The organism is Pseudomonas sp. ML2-2023-6, from assembly GCF_037055265.1.
GTDB classification, from domain to species: domain Bacteria; phylum Pseudomonadota; class Gammaproteobacteria; order Pseudomonadales; family Pseudomonadaceae; genus Aquipseudomonas; species Aquipseudomonas kulmbachensis.
On the sequence record NZ_CP146347.1, the window covers coordinates 1,962,513 to 1,982,223 of the forward strand.

Genomic DNA, 19,711 nt, shown 5'->3' on the forward strand with positions numbered 1-19,711 from the left:
ATGGGCTGTCGGCGTTTGTCGGTATGATGTGCGGCCCCGCGGTCTGGATTGCGAATACGCCATGACATTGCAGTACCCAACTATCGCCGATTGCGTCGGCAACACGCCTCTGGTGCGCTTGCAGCGCCTGGCAGGAAACACCACCAATACCTTGTTGCTCAAGCTCGAAGGGAATAACCCTGCAGGCTCGGTCAAGGACCGCCCGGCTCTGTCGATGATTGCTCGCGCTGAAGGGCGCGGTCAGATCCAGGCCGGCGATACCCTGATCGAAGCCACCTCGGGCAATACCGGGATTGCACTGGCCATGGCTGCAGCGATCAAGGGCTACAAGATGATCTTGATCATGCCTGACAATTCCAGCGCCGAACGCAAGGCAGCCATGACTGCCTATGGCGCCGAGTTGATTCTGGTCAGTCAGGAAGAGGGCATGGAAGGCGCTCGCGACCTGGCCGACAAGATGCAGGCCGAAGGCCTGGGCATCGTGCTCGATCAGTTCGCCAACGGTGATAACCCTGAGGCGCACTACACCGGCACCGGTCCGGAAATCTGGCGTCAGACCAACGGTACGATCACCCACTTCATCAGCTCGATGGGCACCACCGGTACCATCATGGGTGTGTCGCGCTACCTCAAGGAGCAGAACCCGGGCGTGCAGATCGTCGGTTTGCAGCCGATGGAAGGTGCTGCCATTCCGGGTATCCGCCGCTGGCCGACCGAGTACCTGCCGAAAATCTATCAAGCCGACCGCGTTGACCGCATCGTTGATATGGCCCAGCGCGAAGCCGAAGACGTCACCCGGCGCCTGGCCCGTGAAGAAGGCATCTTCTGTGGTGTGTCCTCGGGCGGGGCGGTGGCAGCCATGCTGCGCCTTAACCAGGAAGTCGAAAACGCGGTGATGGTCGCGATCATTTGTGACCGTGGCGACCGTTATCTGTCGACCGGCATTTACGATGCGCCTAACTGATGGCCAAGCAAGAGAGAGGCCTGCGCTTCCAGCCTGCTGGCGGCACCAAGGCTGCGCAAGTGCCTGCGGGCAAAAAACAGCGTTTGAACATCGAGCGTTTGGCCAACGACGGCCGGGGTATTGCCTTTATTGAAGGGCGTACCTGGTTTGTGTCGGGGGCACTGGCCGGTGAAGAAGTTGAAGCGCGGGTATTGGGCGCTCACGGCAAAATCGTAGAAGCCCGAACCGAGCGAGTGTTCAAGGCCAGCGACATGCGGCGCGTGGCGCCCTGTGCCCATGCGGGCAAGTGTGGCGGTTGCAGCGTGCAGCATTTGCCCCATGAGGAGCAGCTTGCACTGAAACAGCGCATGTTGGCCGAGCAGCTGTCTCGTGTGGCGGGTGTCGAACCTCAAGAGTGGGCGCCGCCCCTGACCGGCCCCGAGTTTGGCTACCGCCGCCGGGCGCGTATTGCCGTGCGTTGGGATGCGCGGGCCAAGCATCTTGAAGTGGGTTTCCGAGCCGCCGGTAGCCAGGATATCGTGGCGATTGATCACTGTTTGGTCCTGGTACAGGCCTTGCAACCTATCATGACGGGGCTGCCCGCCATGTTGCGGCAACTGGGCAACCCCAAGGCCCTGGGCCATGTGGAGTTGTTCAGCGGTTCAGCGATTGCGGTTTTGCTGCGGCACATGGCACCGCTCACCGATGCCGACATGAAGGTCTTGCAGGATTTTTGCCGTACCCATGATGCCCAACTGTGGCTGCATGGCGAAGGCGAGCCACAGCCGGTCGATTTGACTCAGACCCTGGGTTACCGATTGGAGCAGTGGAATCTGGGGCTGGCGTATCGTCCCGGTGATTTTGTTCAGGTCAATGCTGGCGTCAATGAAGCCATGGTGGCTCAAGCAATTAAGTGGCTTGCACCACAAGCTGACGAACGGATTCTTGACTTGTTCTGTGGGCTGGGTAACTTCGCATTACCACTGGCGCAACAGGTGCGTGAAGTGGTGGCCGTGGAAGGTATTGCGACCATGGTCGAACGCGCAGCGCAAAACGCGGTCAGTAACAACCTGCATAATGCAGCGTTTTTTCAGGCTGACTTGTCGCAGCCGCTGGTAGATGCAGCCTGGGCCAAAGAGGGTTTTTGTGCCGTGCTTCTCGACCCGCCCCGCGACGGCGCCTATGAAGTGGTGCGCAAGCTGTCTGGCCTGGGGGCCAAACGTTTGGTGTATGTGTCGTGCAACCCGGCCACGCTGGCGCGCGACACGGTTGAGTTGATGAAACAGGGTTACCGGTTAAAACGTGCCGGAATTCTCGATATGTTTCCGCAAACCGCGCATGTCGAGGCGATGGCGTTATTTGAAGCAGACTAGGACGGTCTGTCTATTTCGACGGGCCCGCAACCCGCGCAGTTATGCCCTGTAGCGTGCGGTTGGGATTAGGGCCTGTGATTTCGGCGCACTAGATGTGCGCTGTAGGGAAGGTAAGCAAGATGGTACAGGTCAGAGCACACCAGCCGATCAACACCGATGGCAGTCTCAACCTCGAGGCATGGCTCGATCATGCGGTGAGTGTCGATGTGGCGCTGGACCGTGAAGCCTTGAAAGAAGCGTGCGAGTTTGCACGCGAGGCCGAGCAGCAAGCCAATGCCGCGAAAAACCTGTGGGCCGAGGGCACATCAAGCTTTCGCACCGGGTTGGAAATCGCCGAGATCCTGGCCGATCTGAAACTGGATCAGGACTCTCTGGTTGCCGCGATTCTCTATCGTTGCGTGCGCGAAGGGCAGGTGCTGTTGCCTGCCGTCAGCCAGCGCTTCGGCCCCGTGGTGGCCAAACTGATTGATGGCGTATTGCGCATGGCCGCCATCAGCGCCAGCCTCAGCCCTCGACAATCCATGGTGCTGGGGACTCAGGGCCAGGTCGAAAACCTGCGCAAGATGCTGGTCGCGATGGTTGATGACGTGCGGGTTGCACTGATCAAGCTGGCCGAGCGTACCTGTGCGATTCGCGCCGTCAAAAATGCCCCGGACGAGAAGCGCAACCGCGTCGCCCGTGAGGTGTTCGATATTTATGCGCCATTGGCGCACCGCTTGGGCATTGGTCATATCAAGTGGGAGCTGGAGGACTTGTCCTTCCGCTACCTTGAGCCCGAGCAGTACAAACAGATTGCCACCTTGCTCCATGAGCGCCGCCTTGACCGCGAGCGCTTTATCAGTGAAGTGATGAACCAGCTGCGTACCGAACTGGTGGCCACCGGGGTTGATGCGGATATCAGCGGCCGGGCCAAGCACATCTATTCCATCTGGCGCAAAATGCAGCGCAAGGGTCTGGCCTTCAGCCAGATATATGACGTGCGTGCGGTACGGGTGCTGGTGCCGGAAATGCGCGACTGCTACACCGCGCTCGGCATTGTCCATACTTTGTGGCGCCACATCCCCAAGGAGTTTGACGACTACATCGCCAACCCCAAGGAGAACGGCTACCGCTCGCTGCACACCGCTGTGATCGGGCCTGAAGGCAAGGTACTGGAGGTGCAGATTCGCACCCACGCCATGCACGAAGAGGCCGAGCTGGGGGTTTGTGCGCACTGGCGCTACAAGGGCACCGACGTCAAAGCCGGTTCCAACCAGTACGAAGAGAAAATCTCCTGGTTGCGCCAAGTGCTTGAATGGCACGAAGAGCTGGGTGATATCGGCGGCCTGGCCGATCAATTGCGGGTCGATATCGAGCCTGATCGGGTGTACATCTTTACCCCGGACGGTCATGCCATTGACCTGCCCAAGGGCGCGACGCCGCTGGACTTCGCGTACCGGGTGCACACCGAAATTGGCCATAACTGCCGTGGTGCCAAGATCAACGGGCGCATTGTGCCGCTCAACTACAGCCTGCAAACCGGTGAACAGGTCGAGATCATCACCAGCAAGCACGGCACGCCTAGCCGCGACTGGCTGAACCCGAACCTGGGCTACATCACCACCTCGCGGGCACGGGCGAAGATCGTTCACTGGTTCAAGTTGCAGGCTCGCGACCAAAACGTCGCCGCCGGCAAAACCATGCTCGAGCGCGAACTGGGCCGTTTGGGCCTGCCTGCGGTGGACTACGAGAAGCTCGCCGACAAAGCCAACATGAGAACCGCCGAGGACATGTATGCGGCGCTCGGTGCCGGTGATTTGCGTCTGGCGCAACTGATCAATCTGGCGCAGCAACAGGTCGAGCCGGAACGCGGCAGCGAGCAGATGGAGCTGATCCCGCGCAAGGCCACGGGCTACAAGCCGGGCAAGCGCGGCGACATCCAGATCGAAGGCGTCGGCAACCTGTTGACCCAGATGGCTGGCTGCTGCCAGCCGTTGCCGGGGGATGCAATTGTCGGTTACATCACCCAGGGCCGTGGCGTGAGTATTCACCGTCAGGACTGCGCCTCGGTACTGCAACTGGGCGGCCGTGAGCCGGAGCGGATGATTCAGGTCAGCTGGGGGCCGATACCGGTCTCGACGTATCCGGTCGATATTGAAATCCGTGCCTACGACCGTTCCGGCCTGCTGCGAGATGTGTCGCAGGTACTGCTCAACGAGCGGATCAACGTGCTGGCGGTCAATACCCGCTCGAACAAGGAAAACAACACCGCGTTGATGACCTTGACCATCGAGATTCCGGGGCTGGACGCGCTGGGGCGTTTGCTGGGGCGTATCTCGCAATTGCCAAATATCATCGAAACCCGCCGGATCGGGCGCAGCGAAGCACGCTGATCTGTAGCCGCTGCCGCAGGATGCGATAAGGGCCGAAGGACCTTCTCTGTCAATTCGATGGAGGGGGTCGCTACGCAACCCATCGCTGCCTGCGGCAGCGGCTACAGGTTTTATCCAAAGGGATTACTGATGTACAACCTCGACGACCTGCTGCACCTCATGGCCCGCCTGCGTGACCCGCAGTACGGCTGCCCGTGGGATATCAAACAAACGTATGCCACTATCGTGCCTTACACCCTTGAAGAGGCCTACGAGGTCGCTGACGCCATTGAGCGCGGCGATTTCGAGCATTTGCAGGGTGAGTTGGGCGATTTGTTGTTCCAGGTGGTGTATTACAGCCAACTGGCCCGCGAAGAAGGCCGTTTTGAATTCGCCGGGGTCATCGATAGCATCACCCGCAAGCTGATCCGCCGTCATCCCCATGTGTTCCCCACCGGCGATCTGTATGCGCCGCTGGATGTGCCACGCCTGAGCGAAGAGCAGGTAAAGCAGCGCTGGGATGAAATCAAGGCCGAGGAGCGCGCAGAAAAGTCCGCCGCCCCCGAACAGTTGTCGTTGCTCGATGATGTACCGGCGGCGCTGCCTGCCTTGTCCCGCGCGGCCAAGTTGCAAAAACGTGCTGCCCAGGTCGGCTTTGACTGGCCAGCCGCGTTGCCGGTACTGGACAAGGTCCGCGAGGAGCTGGACGAAGTGCTGGAAGCGATGGCTGATAACGATTCGGCGGCCATCCATGACGAAATTGGCGACCTGCTGTTTTCCGTGGTCAACCTGGCCCGGCACCTCAAAGTGGACCCTGAAACCGCCTTGCGTGGCGCCAATGCAAAATTTGATCGACGTTTCCGGTTTATCGAGCAGGCATTGCGCGATACCCTGCGTCCCATTGAAAGTTGCACCCTTGAAGACCTGGACGCCCTGTGGGGCGAAGCCAAGCGCCAGGAAAAGAATTTGCCCAGCTGCGGCTGAGTTTGCCTAAGTGAGTAAGTAGATGAGCATTTCCCTACGCGACCAGTTGCTCAAAGCCGGACTGGTTAACGAGAAGCAGGCCAAGCAGGCCGGTAAAGAAAAGCAGAAGCAGCAGCGTCTGGCCCATAAAGGCCAGATCGAACTGGACGACACTCAGCAGCGTCTGGCTGCCGAAGCCAAGGCCGAGAAGGTCAAGCGCGACCAGGAGCTGAACCGTCAGCAACAGGAAAAGGTCGAGCAAAAGGCCCGCGCCGCCCAGATCAAGCAATTGATCGAAGTCTCGCGCCTGCCCAAGCTGACTACCGAGGATTACTACAACTTCGTTGATGACAAGAAGGTCAAGCGCCTGTCGGTCAACACGTTGATGCGTAACAAGCTGGCCAATGGCTCGCTGGCGATCGTGCAGCACCAGGGCGGTTACGAAGTCATTCCGCGTGAGGCGGCGCTGAAGATCCAGGAACGCGATCCGCGTCGGATCGTGCAGTTGAACATCCTGGTCGAGCCGAAAACCCCGGAAGAAGACGATCCGTACGCGGCTTATCAGATCCCTGACGATTTGATGTGGTAACACTCAAAACCCGTGGGAGCGAGCCTGCTCGCGAACGCTTTCGCGAGCAGGCTCGCTCCCACAGAGTTTTGCGTTAGCGCATAACAAAACAAACCCCGCTTCGGCGGGGTTTGTGTTTTTCAAGACTGTAGTTGCAGTAGTTCAGGCTTGGTGTTTCTGCGCTTCCAGCTTTTCCAGCTCAGCCTTGTAGCTGTGAGCGTCGCTTTCGCGGTGGAACATACCAACCAGTACGTCTTCTTGATGTACATCCCACAGGTGTACACCGTGGGCTACCAGCTGGTGAAACATACGTGAATCGTCGCGCTCAGTTACTTTGATAGTCATCTGCTTGCTCCAAATTCTGATAAGGGCCTGCGGCAAGGCGTCGCAGGACTTCTTTATAGAATCTGTTAGCTTCCTAAGTAAATAGCTAATTGTCGGGCTGTCATGTCGTTAAAAACCGCAAAACTCTGCAGCCCTTGAAAGACGGGGTGTTTACGGATTTTGCCGATAGTTTTATGACAAAAGTTTCATGTTTTAGGGCTATTTTAAGGCCCAAAAAAACCCCGCCGAAGCGAGGTTTTGTCTTACAGCTTGCAGCTAAAGGCTTGTCGCTTAGTTGCCCTTGACCGTTTTGCCATTCACCGTGCCGTCCAGCAGCATGATGTTGTATTCCTTGCCGTCTTTTTCGACCTGGCGCAGTTTGACCAGCAGCGAATCCCAGTTCTTGGCGAACCACATTTCAGTGATGCGCTTGTTCTGCGTCGGATCGCGTACGCGCTCAACCTTGATAGCGTCTACCTTGCCCGCCTTGGTTTCGACCACTTCAGGGCCGATCACGCGAAAGTCATAGGTGTCTACGTCGTTACCATCAACCACCTGGTAGCTCATGGACTTTTTACCGGCCTCTACATCACGCTGCAGCGCCAGCTGGTAGGTGGATTTGTCGAGCATGCCAGTCAGTAGCGGCACTTTGACTGCGTCGCCCTGATCGGTGCCAGTGACCATTTTGGTCGCCCAGTCGAAATCCAGGTCGATCTTTTTCGCTTTGCCCAGACCGCCACGTTCAAAGTGGTAGGTCAGCGGGATCAGCGTGTTTTTCTCGATCTTGAGGGTGCTTTCTTCGTTCAGACTGGCCACCAGCATCGAAGCCTTGAAGTTCAAGGTCCAGACACCGTTGTCGCTTTTGGTCAGGCTACGCTCGGCGGAGCCGCTCATTGGCAACTGTTTCCAGTCGGCGGTATAGCTGGCCTTGAAAGGCTGAAGATCGGCCGCCTGGACTGCTGGGAACGCCAGCAGGCCAAGGGCGAGAAACAGGGCACGACGCATAAGTTCTCCTAGGTTCGTATCAAGTGGCCGCTGGCCGCGAGTAATTGACCGTCCAATAATGCGCCTTGCTCGTCAAGTGACAAGCGACCTTCGGCAAACCAGCGCACTGCAAGCGGATAAATCCGGTGTTCCTGGGTGTGAACCCGTTGCGCCAGACTGTGCGGCGAGTCATCGGACTCTACCGGTATCACTGCCTGTACGACCAGAGGTCCGCCATCGAGTTCCTCGGTCACAAAGTGCACGCTGCAGCCGTGCTCGCGATCTCCCGCTTCCAGCGCCCGCTGATGCGTGTGCAAGCCTTTGTATTTGGGCAGCAGCGAGGGGTGGATGTTGAGCAGGCGACCCTGATAGTGACGTACGAAGTCTGCGCTGAGAATGCGCATGAATCCGGCCAGAACCACCAGTTTCGGATTGAATTCGTCGATGACCTTGATCAGTGCAGCATCGAAGGCCTCGCGGCCCTCGAATGCTTTGTGATCCAGTACGCGGGTATCGATACCCGCGTCTTTGGCGCGTTGCAGGCCGTAGGCATCTGCGCGGTTGGAGATTACCGCGCGGATTGTTGCCGGGCTGGCCTTGACGTCATCGCTGTCGATCAAGGCCTGCAAGTTGCTGCCGGTGCCGGAAAGCAGCACCACTACATCACAGGTATCAGGCATTAGTGCGCCTTGAGGTTTTGCAGCTCAACTTGTGGAGCGCCTTCGGCGGCCGTTGCAATCTGGCCAATGACCCAAGGTTGCTCGCCTGCTTCGCGCAGTACGTTCAGCGCGGTTTCAACGTCAGCCTGAGCCACGCAGATCACCATGCCAACGCCGCAGTTCAGCACGCGGTGCATTTCGTTTTCGTCCACGTTGCCTTTCTCTTGCAGCCAGTCAAAGACTGCAGGGCGCTGCCAGCTGGCAACGTCAACGACTGCTTGAGCGCCTTTTGGCAGCACGCGCGGGATGTTGTCGAGCAGGCCACCACCGGTGATGTGGGCCATGGCCTTAACAACGCCGGTTTCCTTGATCAGCTTGAGCAACGGCTTGACGTAGATACGGGTCGGCGCCATCAGCAGGTCGGTCAGCGGCTTGCCGTCGAGCTGGATGTTTTCGATGTCGGCACCGGACACTTCGATGATTTTGCGGATCAGCGAGTAACCGTTGGAGTGCGGGCCCGAAGATGGCAGGGCGAGCAGAGCATCACCGGCAGCAACCTTGGAACCGTCGATGATTTCGGATTTTTCTACAACACCGACGCAGAAACCGGCCAGGTCGTAGTCTTCGCCTTCGTACATGCCTGGCATTTCAGCGGTTTCGCCGCCTACCAGCGAGCAACCGGACAGTTCGCAGCCAGCGCCGATACCGGTAACCACTTGGGTCGCGGTTTCTACGTTGAGCTTGCCGGTGGCGTAGTAGTCGAGGAAGAACAGAGGCTCTGCGCCGCATACGATCAGGTCGTTAACGCACATGGCAACCAGATCGATACCGATGCTGTCGTGTTTGTTCAGGTTCAGTGCCAGGCGCAGCTTGGTGCCAACGCCGTCAGTGCCGGAAACCAGTACAGGCTGCTTGTAGCCAGCCGGGATTTCGCAGAGGGCGCCAAAACCGCCGAGGCCGCCCATCACTTCCGGGCGTGCAGTGCGCTTGGCCACGCTCTTGATGCGTTCGACCAATGCTTCACCGGCGTCGATGTCTACACCGGCGTCTTTGTAGCTCAGGGATGGTTGCTTGCTCATAATCCAGGCCTTTAGGGGGGATTCGGGGGTATCGACCGAGTTCAGCGGGCAGGCTTGCAAGTGCTCAATGATTGCAACAGAGCAATTGCAGGGTGTCCGGCTGTTGGCGGTCTGCGAAGGCGCGCGATTTTATCAGGCTTGAGGGGCAGCGGCCATCCTCGGGCCGACAGGCAGGGTTATATCTGTCGAAAAAAACCTTTTTTAGTCGTACTTGGGTCTGCGCGCGGGCCTGTATAAGGTATAGCTAATTGGTTTTGAGTTTTTATGACCGCATGAAAACTGCGAGATGAGCGTGAATGATTCGGCTGTGGCCGTGTCTGAAGTGTGTTCGAGTGTTTTTATGGCGTCCTTTCCAGGCTGCTTTTTGTCATCGGGAATTTTTCATGCGTTTTAGTCAATTTTTAGCCGTGGGCTGTTTGTCATTTTTTAGCCTGGCGAGTCATGCCGAAATTCTGACGGGTCTTTATCAGGTGCATGAGCCGGTCACCAGTCAATCGCCGGATGAGCGTACCCAGGCCACGCAAAAGGCCTTGGAAACCCTGGTGCTTCGTCTTACCGGGGACGCCAAGGCGATTCAAAGCCCGGGGCTTGAGGCGATTCGCAAGGATCCGCAGCAAATCATCAGCCGCTACGGCTATGACGCGGGGCCGCCGGAAAGCCTGCAGGTGGACTTCGATCCGGTGAGTACTGATCGTGCGTTGCGCCAGGCCGGTCTGTCGTTGTGGGGCAGTAACCGTCCAGCATTGCTCGGCTGGTGGTTGAACGACTCGGTCGATGGTTCGAGCCTGGTCGGTGACGGTCAATCAGCGGCAGAGCCATTGCGCCGAGCGGCGCAGCATCGCGGATTGCCGTTGCGCCTGCCGTTGGCAGATTTGAGTGAACAGCTGGTGGGTACAGCAGAAAACCTTGAGGGCAGCAATCCTGCACCTTTAAAGGACGCATCCGAGCGCTATGGCGCGGATGCGCTGCTGGCGGTGCATGCGCATGATGACGCCGGACAGTGGAGCGCCAAGTGGCGTCTGTGGGTCGGTGATCAGCAGGAGCAAGGCAGCGCTCAGGCTTCCGATCAAGCTGCGCTGGCCGATGCCGTGATGCTTGCAGTGAGTCAGCGTCTGGCCCCGCGTTATGCGGTGAAGCCCGGGGTTTCCTCCGAGCAGTTGCTCGAAGTTCAGGGCATGACGCTGCAACGCTATGCGCAGCTTGGGCATTTGCTGGAACCCTTCGGCGCGCAACTAAAGAGTGTCGACGGTGATCGTATTGTGTATCTGGTAAACGGCAGTACTGAGCAATTGCGTTCGCAGCTGGGGTTGGCGCAGTTGCAGGAAGTGCCTGCTGGTCAGGTGTCTTCCGGGGCTGACGCAGGGCAAGCGCCCGGTGTGACGCCAGCGCCAGCGGCGCAACTGCGGTTTCGCTGGTAGGTTTTGATCTTCTTTATATAAGGATGGGGTAGCTCATGGCAGATTCGCGACGGTGGGTGTGGTGGGGTGTGGCGCTGGGGTTCGTCCTGTTTGTGTATTTCCTGCACCCGATACTTACGCCTTTTCTGGTCGCGATCGTTCTGGCCTATATGTTCGACCCTGTGGTTGATCGGCTGGAAAGGCTCGGGCTTTCAAGAACCTGGGGCACGATCACGGTTTTCACGTTGTTCACTGTCATTTTGATGACATTGCTGCTGGTGTTGGTGCCGCTGCTGGCCAAGCAACTGTTGAAGCTCTACCAATTGGCGCCGCAGGTTCTCGACTGGTTGCAGCACACGGCAATGCCGTGGGTGCAAGCCAAGCTCGGCCTGAGCGACAGTTTCTGGAAGTTCGACAAGATCAAGGCGGCAATCACCGAGAACATGGGGCAGGCCACTGACATCGTCGGTATCGTCCTGTCGCAGGCAACGGCTTCCAGCTTGGTGTTGATCGGCCTTTTGGCAAATCTGGTGTTGATTCCGGTGGTGGCGTTTTACCTGCTGCGCGACTGGAACATCATGATGGCCAGGATTCGCGACCTGTTGCCGCGTTCACGGGCCGACCAGATTGTGTCGCTGGCCAAGGAATGTCACGACGTGCTCGGCGCATTCGTGCGTGGCCAGTTGCTGGTGATGCTGGCGTTGGGCGTGATCTATTCCGCCGGTTTGATGCTGGTAGGGCTTGAGTTAGGGCTGTTGATCGGCTTGATGGCCGGTCTGGCGGCCATCGTGCCCTACATGGGGTTTATTATCGGTATCGGTGCTGCCCTGGTAGCCGGGTTGTTCCAGTTTGGTGGCGACTTGTATCCCATGATCGGCATTGTCGTGGTGTTTATGGTTGGCCAGGCGCTGGAGGGTATGGTGCTGACGCCGCTGCTGGTGGGCGACCGAATTGGCCTGCACCCGGTGGCGGTGATCTTTGCGATCCTGGCGGGGGGTGAACTGTTCGGTTTTACCGGGGTGCTGCTGGCATTGCCGTTAGCGGCGGTGATTATGGTGCTGGTGCGCCATGTGCAGGATTTGTACAAAGACTCCCAAGTCTATAAAGGCAGTGAAGACCCTCAGTTATAACTTGGCCAATAAAAGCCCAGGGCACTGGATGACCAACGTGTAGTAGACCATTAAGTGCTCTGGTTGCATGTTGTCTTGGAAGAGCGTTACTCGTGTGTTTTTCAAGGGATGAGATACGCGTGCGTAACGCTTTTTCCAGCTAGGTCATCAGAGGGCAAGGGAATAGTGATGATCTGCTCCGCTCTGGTATCAGCCAGTGTGCCTTGCGCAGGAAATGAAATGATAAATCGAGCCTCTTCAAGTTGTTGGCTCGGGTCAGCACAAGTGAAATGCAGATAGCCCTCGCGCTCCTCAATTATGAAGGACACAGCATCCAACGGTGTGACTGACAGTGCGTTGCCGAGCGGGATATCGAGTTTGACGCTGGCGTCGAACAGAGTACCTATGGCTTTTGCGGGTGAGTAAAACAATGCCATATGGACAGTATCACTGTAGATCCGCTGGCACTCATTGCTGGGCACCTCGATATTGCCTAATTCGTAGGCGTACGTTCCGTGTGTACCTTTGGAGTGATTGATCCATACGGTAAATACTGGCTCTTTCAGGATGTTCAGACTTTCTGATGTATTGATCGAGCGCCAGCTACCTGATTGCTCAGCCAGTTGCAGTGTTACTTCCTGAGCATCTTCTTTTCTGAATCGATAGTAGAGCCCGTCATGCTCGATTTGCGCGATATCAGTGGAGGATATCTTAAAGGGAATGGATGGGTTAGAGCGGGATCCATCATGTAACGTTACAGTAACTTCCCCTTTCAGGCGGCATTGGTTGACCGTGGTGGTGACCGGATGAGTCGTCGTTATCGTGTTAATGGCAGAGCCCAGAAAAACAGCGCCCTCGCTCAGTGCAATGACACTTTTATGGGAGTTGGCGATCTGATTTTTTGCCAGTTTCATGCTGTTGATTCCGCAATGCCCATTGCTGGCGCCGCCGGCAAAAGGATGGCTCCCCCATGCCCTGTTTCCCCAGTTAATTAGTGGGAATTTGAAATCTGGAACTTGCTCCACCGTGGTGCCGGGGATTTTTTGCCAGTCCCAGACGGGTTGTATGTTGCGATACTCATCTCCGTGCTTGACAACGAAACAGGATCCCGTTCCCAGGTAATATCCCTTCAGGTTTTCCCCGTTTCCACTTTCAGAGCCTACGCTTCTGTCCGAGATCATTTTAGCGAACAGACAAAAATTCGGGGTTATGTGGGACATGTAATCGTTGACCCAAAATACCCTGTTGCCGATGAAGTACTGATTGTCTGCCTCGTTTCCATTGGCACGGCTGATGAGTTCCAGCAAAACTTCAGGGTGCTTTGCCCCTTGGTTGATAAGTTGCTGGGCCCAACCTGCCAGCGATGAGTTTGTCAGTGTGTTTCGGCTCAGGGCCCGGCCGCAGGCATGAAAGTCATACACTTTGGCATACCCCATCCAGGCCATTCCCTGAACAAGGAACTCTTCGATCGACGTCACGGCTTCCCGGGTAAAGGAGAAGATCCCATTTGAGACTGAGATACTTTGAAATATTCTGGAAAGCAATTCCTGTCCGTAAGAAGCGCCATACAGTTGCGAGTACTTACCAGACTCTGGATTGTGCTGACTGTAGGAGTAGTCGACACTGATTCCCTCTCCTTCTTCTTTGCCGTGACGATGGACCGGAAAACAAAGTGAGGAGAGCACCTGGTAGGCCGCATAAGTATTTCCAAGCTCTGCGTTGTCCGCAGATGTTTTCCATGCGGCCAAGCTCCATATCAGTTGGATAAAGCAATAGTCGGCAAGGTTGGCGCCGGTTTCGGGTGCCTCGGCGTTCGTCACCTGCCTGATGTAGTCGAAGAACATGTTCAGCTTGTTGTTGCGAACGACGGTGGACAATAGGAGAGCTGCAATCGAAGCTCTTTTTCCCAGTCCGATATTGAGATCCCACCAGTTGGCAGGGTCATAATTTTGCTGGCTGTAAAAATTCAAGGCATCGACGGCGCATTCAATATACCGCTCGGGGGCAGAAGCTTGATTTCGGGCAATATAGTTGGCAATGCTTTGCGCCCTTTGTAAGTGAGTGTAAAGAGGTGCAGGGTTAATTTTTTTCCCCGAGGGGTATTTGATATCCGAGAAACGGCCGCTGTTAAACATGGAAATCCAGTGGTCAATTTCTGATTGGCCGGGTGGGGTGGATCGCAGTTTGTAAATCAGGTCGCCATGAACCGTATTTGCGCTGGTTTTAACTTGCTCTGCGAGGGCATGCTCAAGAGTGACAGTCAATGCACTGTGAGCAGGCAGCCAGAGCGTATTTTCATAACTGCTAAACAGGGGGGTTATGAGCCTTGTTTCCAGGTTTTTTTCTCCTGCGCGCAGGAAGACACTGTTGGTATTGATGAAGTGACTGAGAAAGAATGGCCAGTTATATTGGGTGGATTCACTCTTCGTTGGATGAAAGGTCAACGTCTCAAGTATGTGCCCGGTCGAACTGTCTTTCACTTTGATGATGATGGGGGAGTCTGGCAGCAAGTTGGCTGCTGATTCAATCGATCCGGCGGTTATCCAGTTATCCAAATGACAGGCCGTCGTAAATACGCGTATGTCACACAGATTCGAATGCCAGAGCTTATTGGGATAGCCGCTGTCATGAGTTTTGAATGTCTCGCCGATTTTTTTGCCTGCACGGATTGAGTCTGAGGTTTGGTTAATCGTGTCCGAGAAAAATTTTGGCCACCTATAGTGACCCATTTGCGCATCCGAAGGCTGGTAGTGGACCAGGCTTAACACCTGACCATTGTGATTATTTATGGCGCAGGCATAGAGCGACTCACCTTTTAGTGTGTCCCGATCTGAAATGATCGATGCGCCATTCATCTCGATCCACATTTCCAGTTCATTATTCATGGGGGCCTCGGCTGGTACGGAGTGCGTGATTGGTTTTTTCGGCAGTGTGTGGTTTTAACTTTATCTGTGATTTTTCTCGGTCGGTTACTGCCAGAATTGATAGGTCCTGCAGCGATGCGTAGGCGAAAGCGCTCGTTTCGGGCGTCAAGCCGGGCGAGGAGGAGGGGTGGGGAAGGTTTTCGAAGCTGGGGGGTATCAGTGCCAGCTCGCAATCAATAAACTCGTTGTGGCTCAAAGAGATAATGCAAACCTTTGATTTTGCTCGTGGTCTGTTACATTGTGTGCCCGGCGAGACGGGTATAAACTTTTCAAACCTTACACAGAGGCCACTAACGGTTCGTTTGAACTGTTCAGTCAGCATGAAACCGATTCAGCTGCCCCTAGGTGTGCGTCTGCGTGATGACGCAACCTTCATAAATTACTATCCAGGCGCCAATGCCGCTGCACTCGGCTATGTCGAGCGTCTGTGCGAAGCCGACGCCGGCTGGACAGAAAGCCTGATCTATCTGTGGGGCAAGCATGGCGTCGGGCGTACGCACTTGCTACAGGCCGCCTGCCTGCGCTTTGAACAGATGGGTGAGCCGGCGGTGTACCTGCCACTGGCCGAGTTGCTGGATCGCGGCATTGAGATCCTCGATAACCTTGAGCAATACGAACTGGTCTGTCTGGATGATCTTCAGGCAGTGGCCGGTCGTGCTGACTGGGAAGAAGCGCTGTTTCACCTGTTCAACCGTTTGCGTGACAGCGGGCGGCGCCTGCTGATTGCTGCCTCCACCTCGCCCCGTGAATTGCCAATCAAGCTGGCGGACCTCAAGTCCCGCCTGACCCTTGCGCTGGTCTTTCAGATGCGCCCCTTGTCCGATGAAGACAAGCTGCGTGCCTTGCAGTTGCGCGCATCGCGTCGTGGCTTGCACCTGACCGACGAGGTTGGGCACTTTATTCTCACGCGCGGCACCCGCAGCATGAGCGCGCTGTTCGATTTGCTCGAACGGCTCGATCAGGCGTCTTTGCAAGCGCAGCGCAAGCTGACCATACCGTTCTTGAAAGAAACCCTGGGCTGGTAGCTCGTCCCTTTAAAATCGTAGCCTGCAGACCTTTCCGGCAATTTTTAGGCGGCACAAAGCCTGCGTCGCAGAATGGTTGCGCGCGCAAAGTCGATTGTCAGAGGTGTAAAGCCTTAGATGCATCGAGAAAACCCTTGAGTCACATTTAGATCGATTGAATTTGCAAATGAGGATCATAGAAGGCATAGTCGCGGCTACTTTTCCTACAAGCCACGGTCGTGCCCATGCTAAAGCGCTTCGCACCCCTCGTGCCCCTCGCACTCGTTACCCTGTTGTTTGGCTGTGCTGCTCACACTCCTGTGTCGCAACAAGTCGTCGAACGTCAGGCTCATAAGTCATCCTCGGTATCGCAATCTTCCGCTATTTATCAGGAAGAGCTGGCAACCGAAAAAGAACTGGCTGACTTCTCCGCCAACAGCAAGCCTTACGAACTGCCAGCTTTGGCTGACAGCATCCTTGAGCGTGGCATGGCCTTGATCGGTACGCGTTACCGTTTTGGCGGCACCTCTGAGGCAGGCTTCGATTGCAGCGGCTTCATCGGTTATCTGTTCAAAGAAGAGGCGGGCATGCAATTGCCGCGCTCAACGCGTGAAATGATCAACGTAAATGCACCGTTGGTCGCACGAAACAATCTGAAACCAGGTGATTTGCTGTTCTTCAGCACCAATGGTCGTGGTCGTGTAAGCCATGCCGGGATTTACCTGGGCGATGACCAGTTTATCCACTCCAGCAGCCGCCGCAGCGGTGGTGTACGGATTGATAACCTGGGTGACAGCTACTGGAGCAAGACCTTTATTGAGGCCAAGCGCGCACTCGCGATGGCACCTTCGAGCGTAGTAGCTCGCAAGTAAAGTTAATGTCTTACTTGAAGTTCTGTTGCTAAGCGCTAGAATTCAGTCGCATTGTTAAATTCCTGAAGCCGCGAAGGTGCCCCCTGTCGCGGCTTCGGGTTTCGCGGCCAGAGTTGCCGTATCCAGAATCAGGAACATTCTGTTTATGTCGATCATGGCCCGCGTTGCACTTTTGACTCTAGCAGCACTGCTCAGTGCCTGCGCGAACCGCACGGCACCGCCTCCCGTTGCGCAAAAGCCGCTTGTATTTATCAGCCACCCTGAAGAAACCTCACCGATTGCCGCAGACGTGCTGTTTCGCGCTTTGGGGCTGGTTGGCACGCCTTATCGCTGGGGCGGCAATACCCCGGATTCGGGTTTTGATTGCAGCGGCCTGATCAAGTACGTGTACAACGACGCAGCGGGTATTTCGCTGCCGCGCACCACCCGCGAGATGATCGTGATGCAGGCGCAGAATATTGGTCAGGACAAGCTGCAAACCGGCGACCTGCTGTTCTTTGCCACCAATGGTGGCTCCCAGGTCAGCCACGCCGGGATCTACGTCGGCGAAGGCCGCTTTGTACACGCGCCGGCCACGGGCGGTACGGTCAAGCTGGACAGCCTCAACAAAGCCTACTGGCAAAAAGCCTATCTGAACGCCAAGCGGGTCCTGCCGAACGAGCAGCATCTGGCGCGTTTGCCGTAACCGCAAACCTGCTGTAGCCGCTGATAAGGTCCGAAGGGCCTTCAGGATATGGGGCTGCTAGGCAGCCCATCACAGCCTCGTTCCTCGTCAGCGGCTACAGCCAGGCTTTTACTTGCCTGACACCCGCCAGATCTTGTTGCCGACATCATCGGCCACCAACAAATCCCCTTGCTTGTCGATGACCACGCCCACCGGCCGGCCCATGGCCTTTTCGTCTGCGTTGAGAAAACCGGTCAACACATCGATCGGCATGCCTGTGGGCTTGCCGTCCGCGAAGGGCACAAAAATCACCTTGTAGCCACTGTGCGGCTTGCGGTTCCAGGAGCCGTGCTGGCCTATAAAAGCGCCTTCAGTAAAGTCGGGGAGTTTGCTTCCTGCGGCAAAGCTCAGGCCCAGAGACGCGGTGTGCGGGCCCACTGCGTAGTCCGGGGCAATGGCCTTGGCCACCAGTTCCGGGTTTTGCGGGTTGACCCGTACATCCGCATGCTGGCCGTAATAGCTGTAGGGCCAGCCATAGAAGCCGCCGTCCTTGACTGAGGTGATGTAGTCGGGCACCAGGTCGCTGCCGATTTCGTCGCGTTCGTTGACGGCAGTCCAGAGTTTTCCGGTTTTGGGCTCCCAGTCCATCCCGTTGGGGTTGCGCAGGCCTGAAGCGAAAATCCGGTGATTGCCGGTGGCGCGATCAACTTCCCAGATTGCGGCGCGACCTTGCTCCTTATCCATGCCGTTCTCGCCGACGTTGCTGTTGGAGCCGACACTGACATACAGCTTGGAGCCGTCGGGGCTGGCGATGACGTTTTTGGTCCAGTGGTGATTCAACGGCCCGCCCGGCAGGTCGACGACTTTGGTGGGTGGGGCGCTGATGCTGTTTTCGCCTGCCTGATAAGGGAAGCGCAACAGCTTGTCGGCGTCGGCGACATACAGATCATTGCCCACCAGCGTCATGCCAAAGGGCGAGTTCAGATTCTCGATAAAAACCGTACGGGTTTCGGCTACGCCGTCGTGGTCAGCATCGCGCAACAAGGTAATCCGATTCGCGCTTGGCACTCCGGCCCCGGCGCGGGCCATCACCTTGTCCGCGATCCAGCCCTTGATGCCCTTGCTGTCATCCGGTTTGGGCGGTGAATTGGTTTCTGCCACCAGTACGTCGCCGTTGGGTAATACGTAGAGCCAGCGCGGGTGGTCAAGGTTTTCGGCAAAGGCTGTTACTTGCAGGCCTTGGGCGGCAATTGGCGTGGCACCGTCAGGCCAGCTGATCGCCGGGGCGATATTGACGGTCGGGATGAGTGTCTTGTTCGGTTCGGGCAGTTTCGGCGTAGGTCCCGTGCCATCACTCACTTGCAGGGTCGAATTCTCGCCGCAGGCAGCCAACCCCGTCGCAAGTACGATGACAATAGCGTGCTGGCGCTTGAACATGTGTATCTCCATGAGGTTTTGGTCTTGTAAGTCATAGAGAAGCGTAGCCGCTTAAAGGTTCAGGTCAGAGCCTTGTATAAAGCGTTTTGGTGCCACCTTTAATTGACGCTCCACCCCCAACCCTCTAACCTTCGCGGCTTGTTTCAGGTGCTCTATGGTCCCGGATCGATAGAGTGAAACAGGGAAGCCGGTGAGGGCGTGTTTGACCCACACAACCGCCATGATCCCGGCGCTGCCCCCGCAACGGTAAATGAGTCAAAACCACGCTGAGTGCCACTGTGTTTTCGCACGGGAAGGCGCGTGGTCAGGGGTTGTCCTTCGGGATGGAACCGCTTGTGAGCCCGGAGACCGGCCTGATCCATCCAGCATCCTCGCGGCGGGCGATGGTGTGTTGTTTATTGTCCCCCGCCTCCCGTTTGCATCATTGAGCCCCAACGGAGAGCTGCCATGAACGAATCCCCCGAACGCGACGAACGTCATCAGGCGCGCATGCTGCGCAAAAAAGCCGTTATGGACGAGCGCATTGCCAGCTCGCCCAATGAGTGCGGGCTGCTGCTGGTATTGACCGGCAACGGCAAAGGTAAAAGCAGTTCCGCTTTTGGCATGTTGGCCCGGGCCATGGGCCACGGCATGCAGTGCGGTGTGGTGCAGTTCATCAAGGGTCGCAACAGCACCGGCGAAGAGATCTTCTTCCGCCGCTTCCCCGAGCAGGTGCGTTATCACGTCATGGGCGAAGGCTTTACCTGGGAAACCCAGGATCGTCAGCGTGATATCGCCGCCGCTGAAGCCGCGTGGGAAGTGTCCCGCGAGATGCTGCGTGACCCGTCCATCGGGCTGGTGGTGCTGGATGAGCTGAATATCGCGCTCAAGCACGGCTACCTCGACCTTGAGCAGGTACTCGCCGACCTGCAAGCCCGTCCGCCGATGCAGCATGTGCTGGTCACCGGGCGCGGCGCCAAACCTGAACTGATTGATCTGGCCGATACCGTGACCGAAATGGGTGTGGTGAAACACGCCTTCCAGGCCGGGATCAAAGCCCAGAAAGGCATCGAATTGTGAG

The 19,711-nt window shown here is 56.9% G+C and carries 17 protein-coding genes and 1 riboswitch; of the genes, 11 read left to right on the forward strand and 6 right to left on the reverse strand.

The window, feature by feature from the left end; all coding sequences use genetic code 11:
* The first annotated feature begins 61 nt into the window (after positions 1-61).
* From cysM to V6L79_RS09080, 5 genes are all read left to right on the forward strand, one after another.
* On the forward strand, positions 62-964 hold the full coding sequence (cysM, locus tag V6L79_RS09060; RefSeq protein ID WP_261741265.1) for a cysteine synthase CysM: 903 nt from the start codon (positions 62-64) through the stop codon (positions 962-964).
* Positions 964-2,316 carry a 23S rRNA (uracil(1939)-C(5))-methyltransferase RlmD gene (gene rlmD, locus V6L79_RS09065; protein WP_261741266.1) on the forward strand — a complete coding sequence of 451 codons (1,353 nt, stop codon included), beginning with the start codon at positions 964-966 and terminating at the stop codon, positions 2,314-2,316. Before cysM ends, rlmD begins: the two co-directional genes overlap by 1 nt.
* 119 nt (positions 2,317-2,435) lie before the next feature.
* Positions 2,436-4,688 carry a GTP diphosphokinase gene (relA, locus tag V6L79_RS09070; RefSeq protein WP_261741267.1) on the forward strand — a complete coding sequence of 751 codons (2,253 nt, stop codon included), beginning with the start codon at positions 2,436-2,438 and terminating at the stop codon, positions 4,686-4,688.
* Positions 4,689-4,817: 129 nt separating this feature from the next.
* Positions 4,818-5,651 carry a nucleoside triphosphate pyrophosphohydrolase gene (gene mazG / locus V6L79_RS09075; RefSeq protein WP_261741268.1) on the forward strand — a complete coding sequence of 278 codons (834 nt, stop codon included), beginning with the start codon at positions 4,818-4,820 and terminating at the stop codon, positions 5,649-5,651.
* Positions 5,652-5,673: 22 nt separating this feature from the next.
* Entirely contained in the window at positions 5,674-6,219 is a 546-nt protein-coding gene (locus V6L79_RS09080) for a DUF2058 domain-containing protein (protein WP_019827734.1), read from the forward strand.
* 141 nt (positions 6,220-6,360) lie between these two features.
* On the opposite strand, the gene V6L79_RS09085 is transcribed toward V6L79_RS09080, so the two are convergent.
* The 4 genes from V6L79_RS09085 to purM all read right to left on the reverse strand — a co-directional run bounded on the left by V6L79_RS09085 (position 6,361) and on the right by purM (position 9,244).
* Positions 6,361-6,543 (reverse strand): hypothetical protein, encoded by a 183-nt coding sequence (locus V6L79_RS09085; protein WP_261741269.1) that lies wholly within the window; start codon positions 6,541-6,543, stop codon positions 6,361-6,363.
* A gap of 270 nt (positions 6,544-6,813) precedes the next feature.
* The gene (locus V6L79_RS09090) at positions 6,814-7,527 is read right to left on the reverse strand and encodes a DUF3108 domain-containing protein (protein WP_261741270.1); all 714 of its coding nucleotides are present in this window, start codon (positions 7,525-7,527) and stop codon (positions 6,814-6,816) included.
* Positions 7,528-7,535: 8 nt separating this feature from the next.
* A complete protein-coding gene (gene purN, locus V6L79_RS09095) occupies positions 7,536-8,186 on the reverse strand; it encodes a phosphoribosylglycinamide formyltransferase (protein ID WP_261741271.1) in 651 nt (216 codons plus the stop codon).
* Positions 8,186-9,244, reverse strand: coding sequence for a phosphoribosylformylglycinamidine cyclo-ligase (purM, locus tag V6L79_RS09100; RefSeq protein WP_019827729.1), 1,059 nt, complete (start codon positions 9,242-9,244; stop codon positions 8,186-8,188). The genes purN and purM overlap by 1 nt, the downstream gene beginning before the upstream one ends.
* A 383-nt stretch (positions 9,245-9,627) precedes the next feature.
* Here purM and V6L79_RS09105 point away from each other — a divergent pair, with 383 nt between their 5' ends.
* Positions 9,628-10,662 (forward strand): DUF2066 domain-containing protein, encoded by a 1,035-nt coding sequence (locus tag V6L79_RS09105; RefSeq protein WP_261741272.1) that lies wholly within the window; start codon positions 9,628-9,630, stop codon positions 10,660-10,662.
* A 35-nt stretch (positions 10,663-10,697) separates the two neighbouring features.
* Positions 10,698-11,771 (forward strand): AI-2E family transporter, encoded by a 1,074-nt coding sequence (locus V6L79_RS09110; RefSeq protein WP_261741273.1) that lies wholly within the window; start codon positions 10,698-10,700, stop codon positions 11,769-11,771.
* 101 nt (positions 11,772-11,872) lie between these two features.
* On the opposite strand, the gene V6L79_RS09115 is transcribed toward V6L79_RS09110, so the two are convergent.
* A complete protein-coding gene (locus V6L79_RS09115; protein WP_338580109.1) occupies positions 11,873-14,635 on the reverse strand; it encodes a polysaccharide lyase family 8 super-sandwich domain-containing protein in 2,763 nt (920 codons plus the stop codon).
* A 359-nt stretch (positions 14,636-14,994) separates the two neighbouring features.
* Here V6L79_RS09115 and hda point away from each other — a divergent pair, with 359 nt between their 5' ends.
* The 3 genes from hda to V6L79_RS09130 all read left to right on the forward strand — a co-directional run bounded on the left by hda (position 14,995) and on the right by V6L79_RS09130 (position 17,235).
* Entirely contained in the window at positions 14,995-15,699 is a 705-nt protein-coding gene (gene hda / locus V6L79_RS09120) for a DnaA regulatory inactivator Hda (protein WP_261741275.1), read from the forward strand.
* Positions 15,700-15,923: 224 nt separating this feature from the next.
* Positions 15,924-16,550 carry a C40 family peptidase gene (locus tag V6L79_RS09125; RefSeq protein ID WP_261741276.1) on the forward strand — a complete coding sequence of 209 codons (627 nt, stop codon included), beginning with the start codon at positions 15,924-15,926 and terminating at the stop codon, positions 16,548-16,550.
* Positions 16,551-16,695: 145 nt separating this feature from the next.
* Complete coding sequence (locus V6L79_RS09130) at positions 16,696-17,235, forward strand: C40 family peptidase (RefSeq protein ID WP_261741277.1); 540 nt, start codon at positions 16,696-16,698, stop codon at positions 17,233-17,235.
* A gap of 108 nt (positions 17,236-17,343) precedes the next feature.
* On the opposite strand, the gene V6L79_RS09135 is transcribed toward V6L79_RS09130, so the two are convergent.
* Positions 17,344-18,651, reverse strand: coding sequence for a sorbosone dehydrogenase family protein (locus V6L79_RS09135; RefSeq protein ID WP_338580110.1), 1,308 nt, complete (start codon positions 18,649-18,651; stop codon positions 17,344-17,346).
* Between the two features lie 128 nt (positions 18,652-18,779).
* A riboswitch (cobalamin riboswitch) is annotated at positions 18,780-19,023 on the forward strand.
* A gap of 75 nt (positions 19,024-19,098) precedes the next feature.
* On the opposite strand from V6L79_RS09135, the gene cobO reads away from it, so the two are divergent.
* Complete coding sequence (gene cobO, locus V6L79_RS09140; RefSeq protein WP_016779866.1) at positions 19,099-19,710, forward strand: cob(I)yrinic acid a,c-diamide adenosyltransferase; 612 nt, start codon at positions 19,099-19,101, stop codon at positions 19,708-19,710.
* Position 19,711 lies beyond the last annotated feature (1 nt).

What these genes read in the sequence shown, in the direction of transcription:
- purN (WP_261741271.1), bottom strand. Translation starts at nt 8,186, where the DNA reads ATGCCTGATACCTGTGATGTAGTGGTGCTGCTTTCCGGCACCGGCAGC.
- relA (WP_261741267.1), top strand. Translation starts at nt 2,436, where the DNA reads ATGGTACAGGTCAGAGCACACCAGCCGATCAACACCGATGGCAGTCTC.
- V6L79_RS09125 (WP_261741276.1), top strand. Translation starts at nt 15,924, where the DNA reads ATGCTAAAGCGCTTCGCACCCCTCGTGCCCCTCGCACTCGTTACCCTG.
- V6L79_RS09080 (WP_019827734.1), top strand. Translation starts at nt 5,674, where the DNA reads ATGAGCATTTCCCTACGCGACCAGTTGCTCAAAGCCGGACTGGTTAAC.
- V6L79_RS09110 (WP_261741273.1), top strand. Translation starts at nt 10,698, where the DNA reads ATGGCAGATTCGCGACGGTGGGTGTGGTGGGGTGTGGCGCTGGGGTTC.
- V6L79_RS09135 (WP_338580110.1), bottom strand. Translation starts at nt 18,651, where the DNA reads ATGTTCAAGCGCCAGCACGCTATTGTCATCGTACTTGCGACGGGGTTG.
- rlmD (WP_261741266.1), top strand. Translation starts at nt 964, where the DNA reads ATGGCCAAGCAAGAGAGAGGCCTGCGCTTCCAGCCTGCTGGCGGCACC.
- V6L79_RS09130 (WP_261741277.1), top strand. Translation starts at nt 16,696, where the DNA reads ATGTCGATCATGGCCCGCGTTGCACTTTTGACTCTAGCAGCACTGCTC.
- V6L79_RS09085 (WP_261741269.1), bottom strand. Translation starts at nt 6,543, where the DNA reads ATGACTATCAAAGTAACTGAGCGCGACGATTCACGTATGTTTCACCAG.
- V6L79_RS09105 (WP_261741272.1), top strand. Translation starts at nt 9,628, where the DNA reads ATGCGTTTTAGTCAATTTTTAGCCGTGGGCTGTTTGTCATTTTTTAGC.
- hda (WP_261741275.1), top strand. Translation starts at nt 14,995, where the DNA reads ATGAAACCGATTCAGCTGCCCCTAGGTGTGCGTCTGCGTGATGACGCA.
- V6L79_RS09090 (WP_261741270.1), bottom strand. Translation starts at nt 7,527, where the DNA reads ATGCGTCGTGCCCTGTTTCTCGCCCTTGGCCTGCTGGCGTTCCCAGCA.
- mazG (WP_261741268.1), top strand. Translation starts at nt 4,818, where the DNA reads ATGTACAACCTCGACGACCTGCTGCACCTCATGGCCCGCCTGCGTGAC.
- V6L79_RS09115 (WP_338580109.1), bottom strand. Translation starts at nt 14,635, where the DNA reads ATGAATAATGAACTGGAAATGTGGATCGAGATGAATGGCGCATCGATC.
- cobO (WP_016779866.1), top strand. Translation starts at nt 19,099, where the DNA reads ATGAACGAATCCCCCGAACGCGACGAACGTCATCAGGCGCGCATGCTG.
- purM (WP_019827729.1), bottom strand. Translation starts at nt 9,244, where the DNA reads ATGAGCAAGCAACCATCCCTGAGCTACAAAGACGCCGGTGTAGACATC.
- cysM (WP_261741265.1), top strand. Translation starts at nt 62, where the DNA reads ATGACATTGCAGTACCCAACTATCGCCGATTGCGTCGGCAACACGCCT.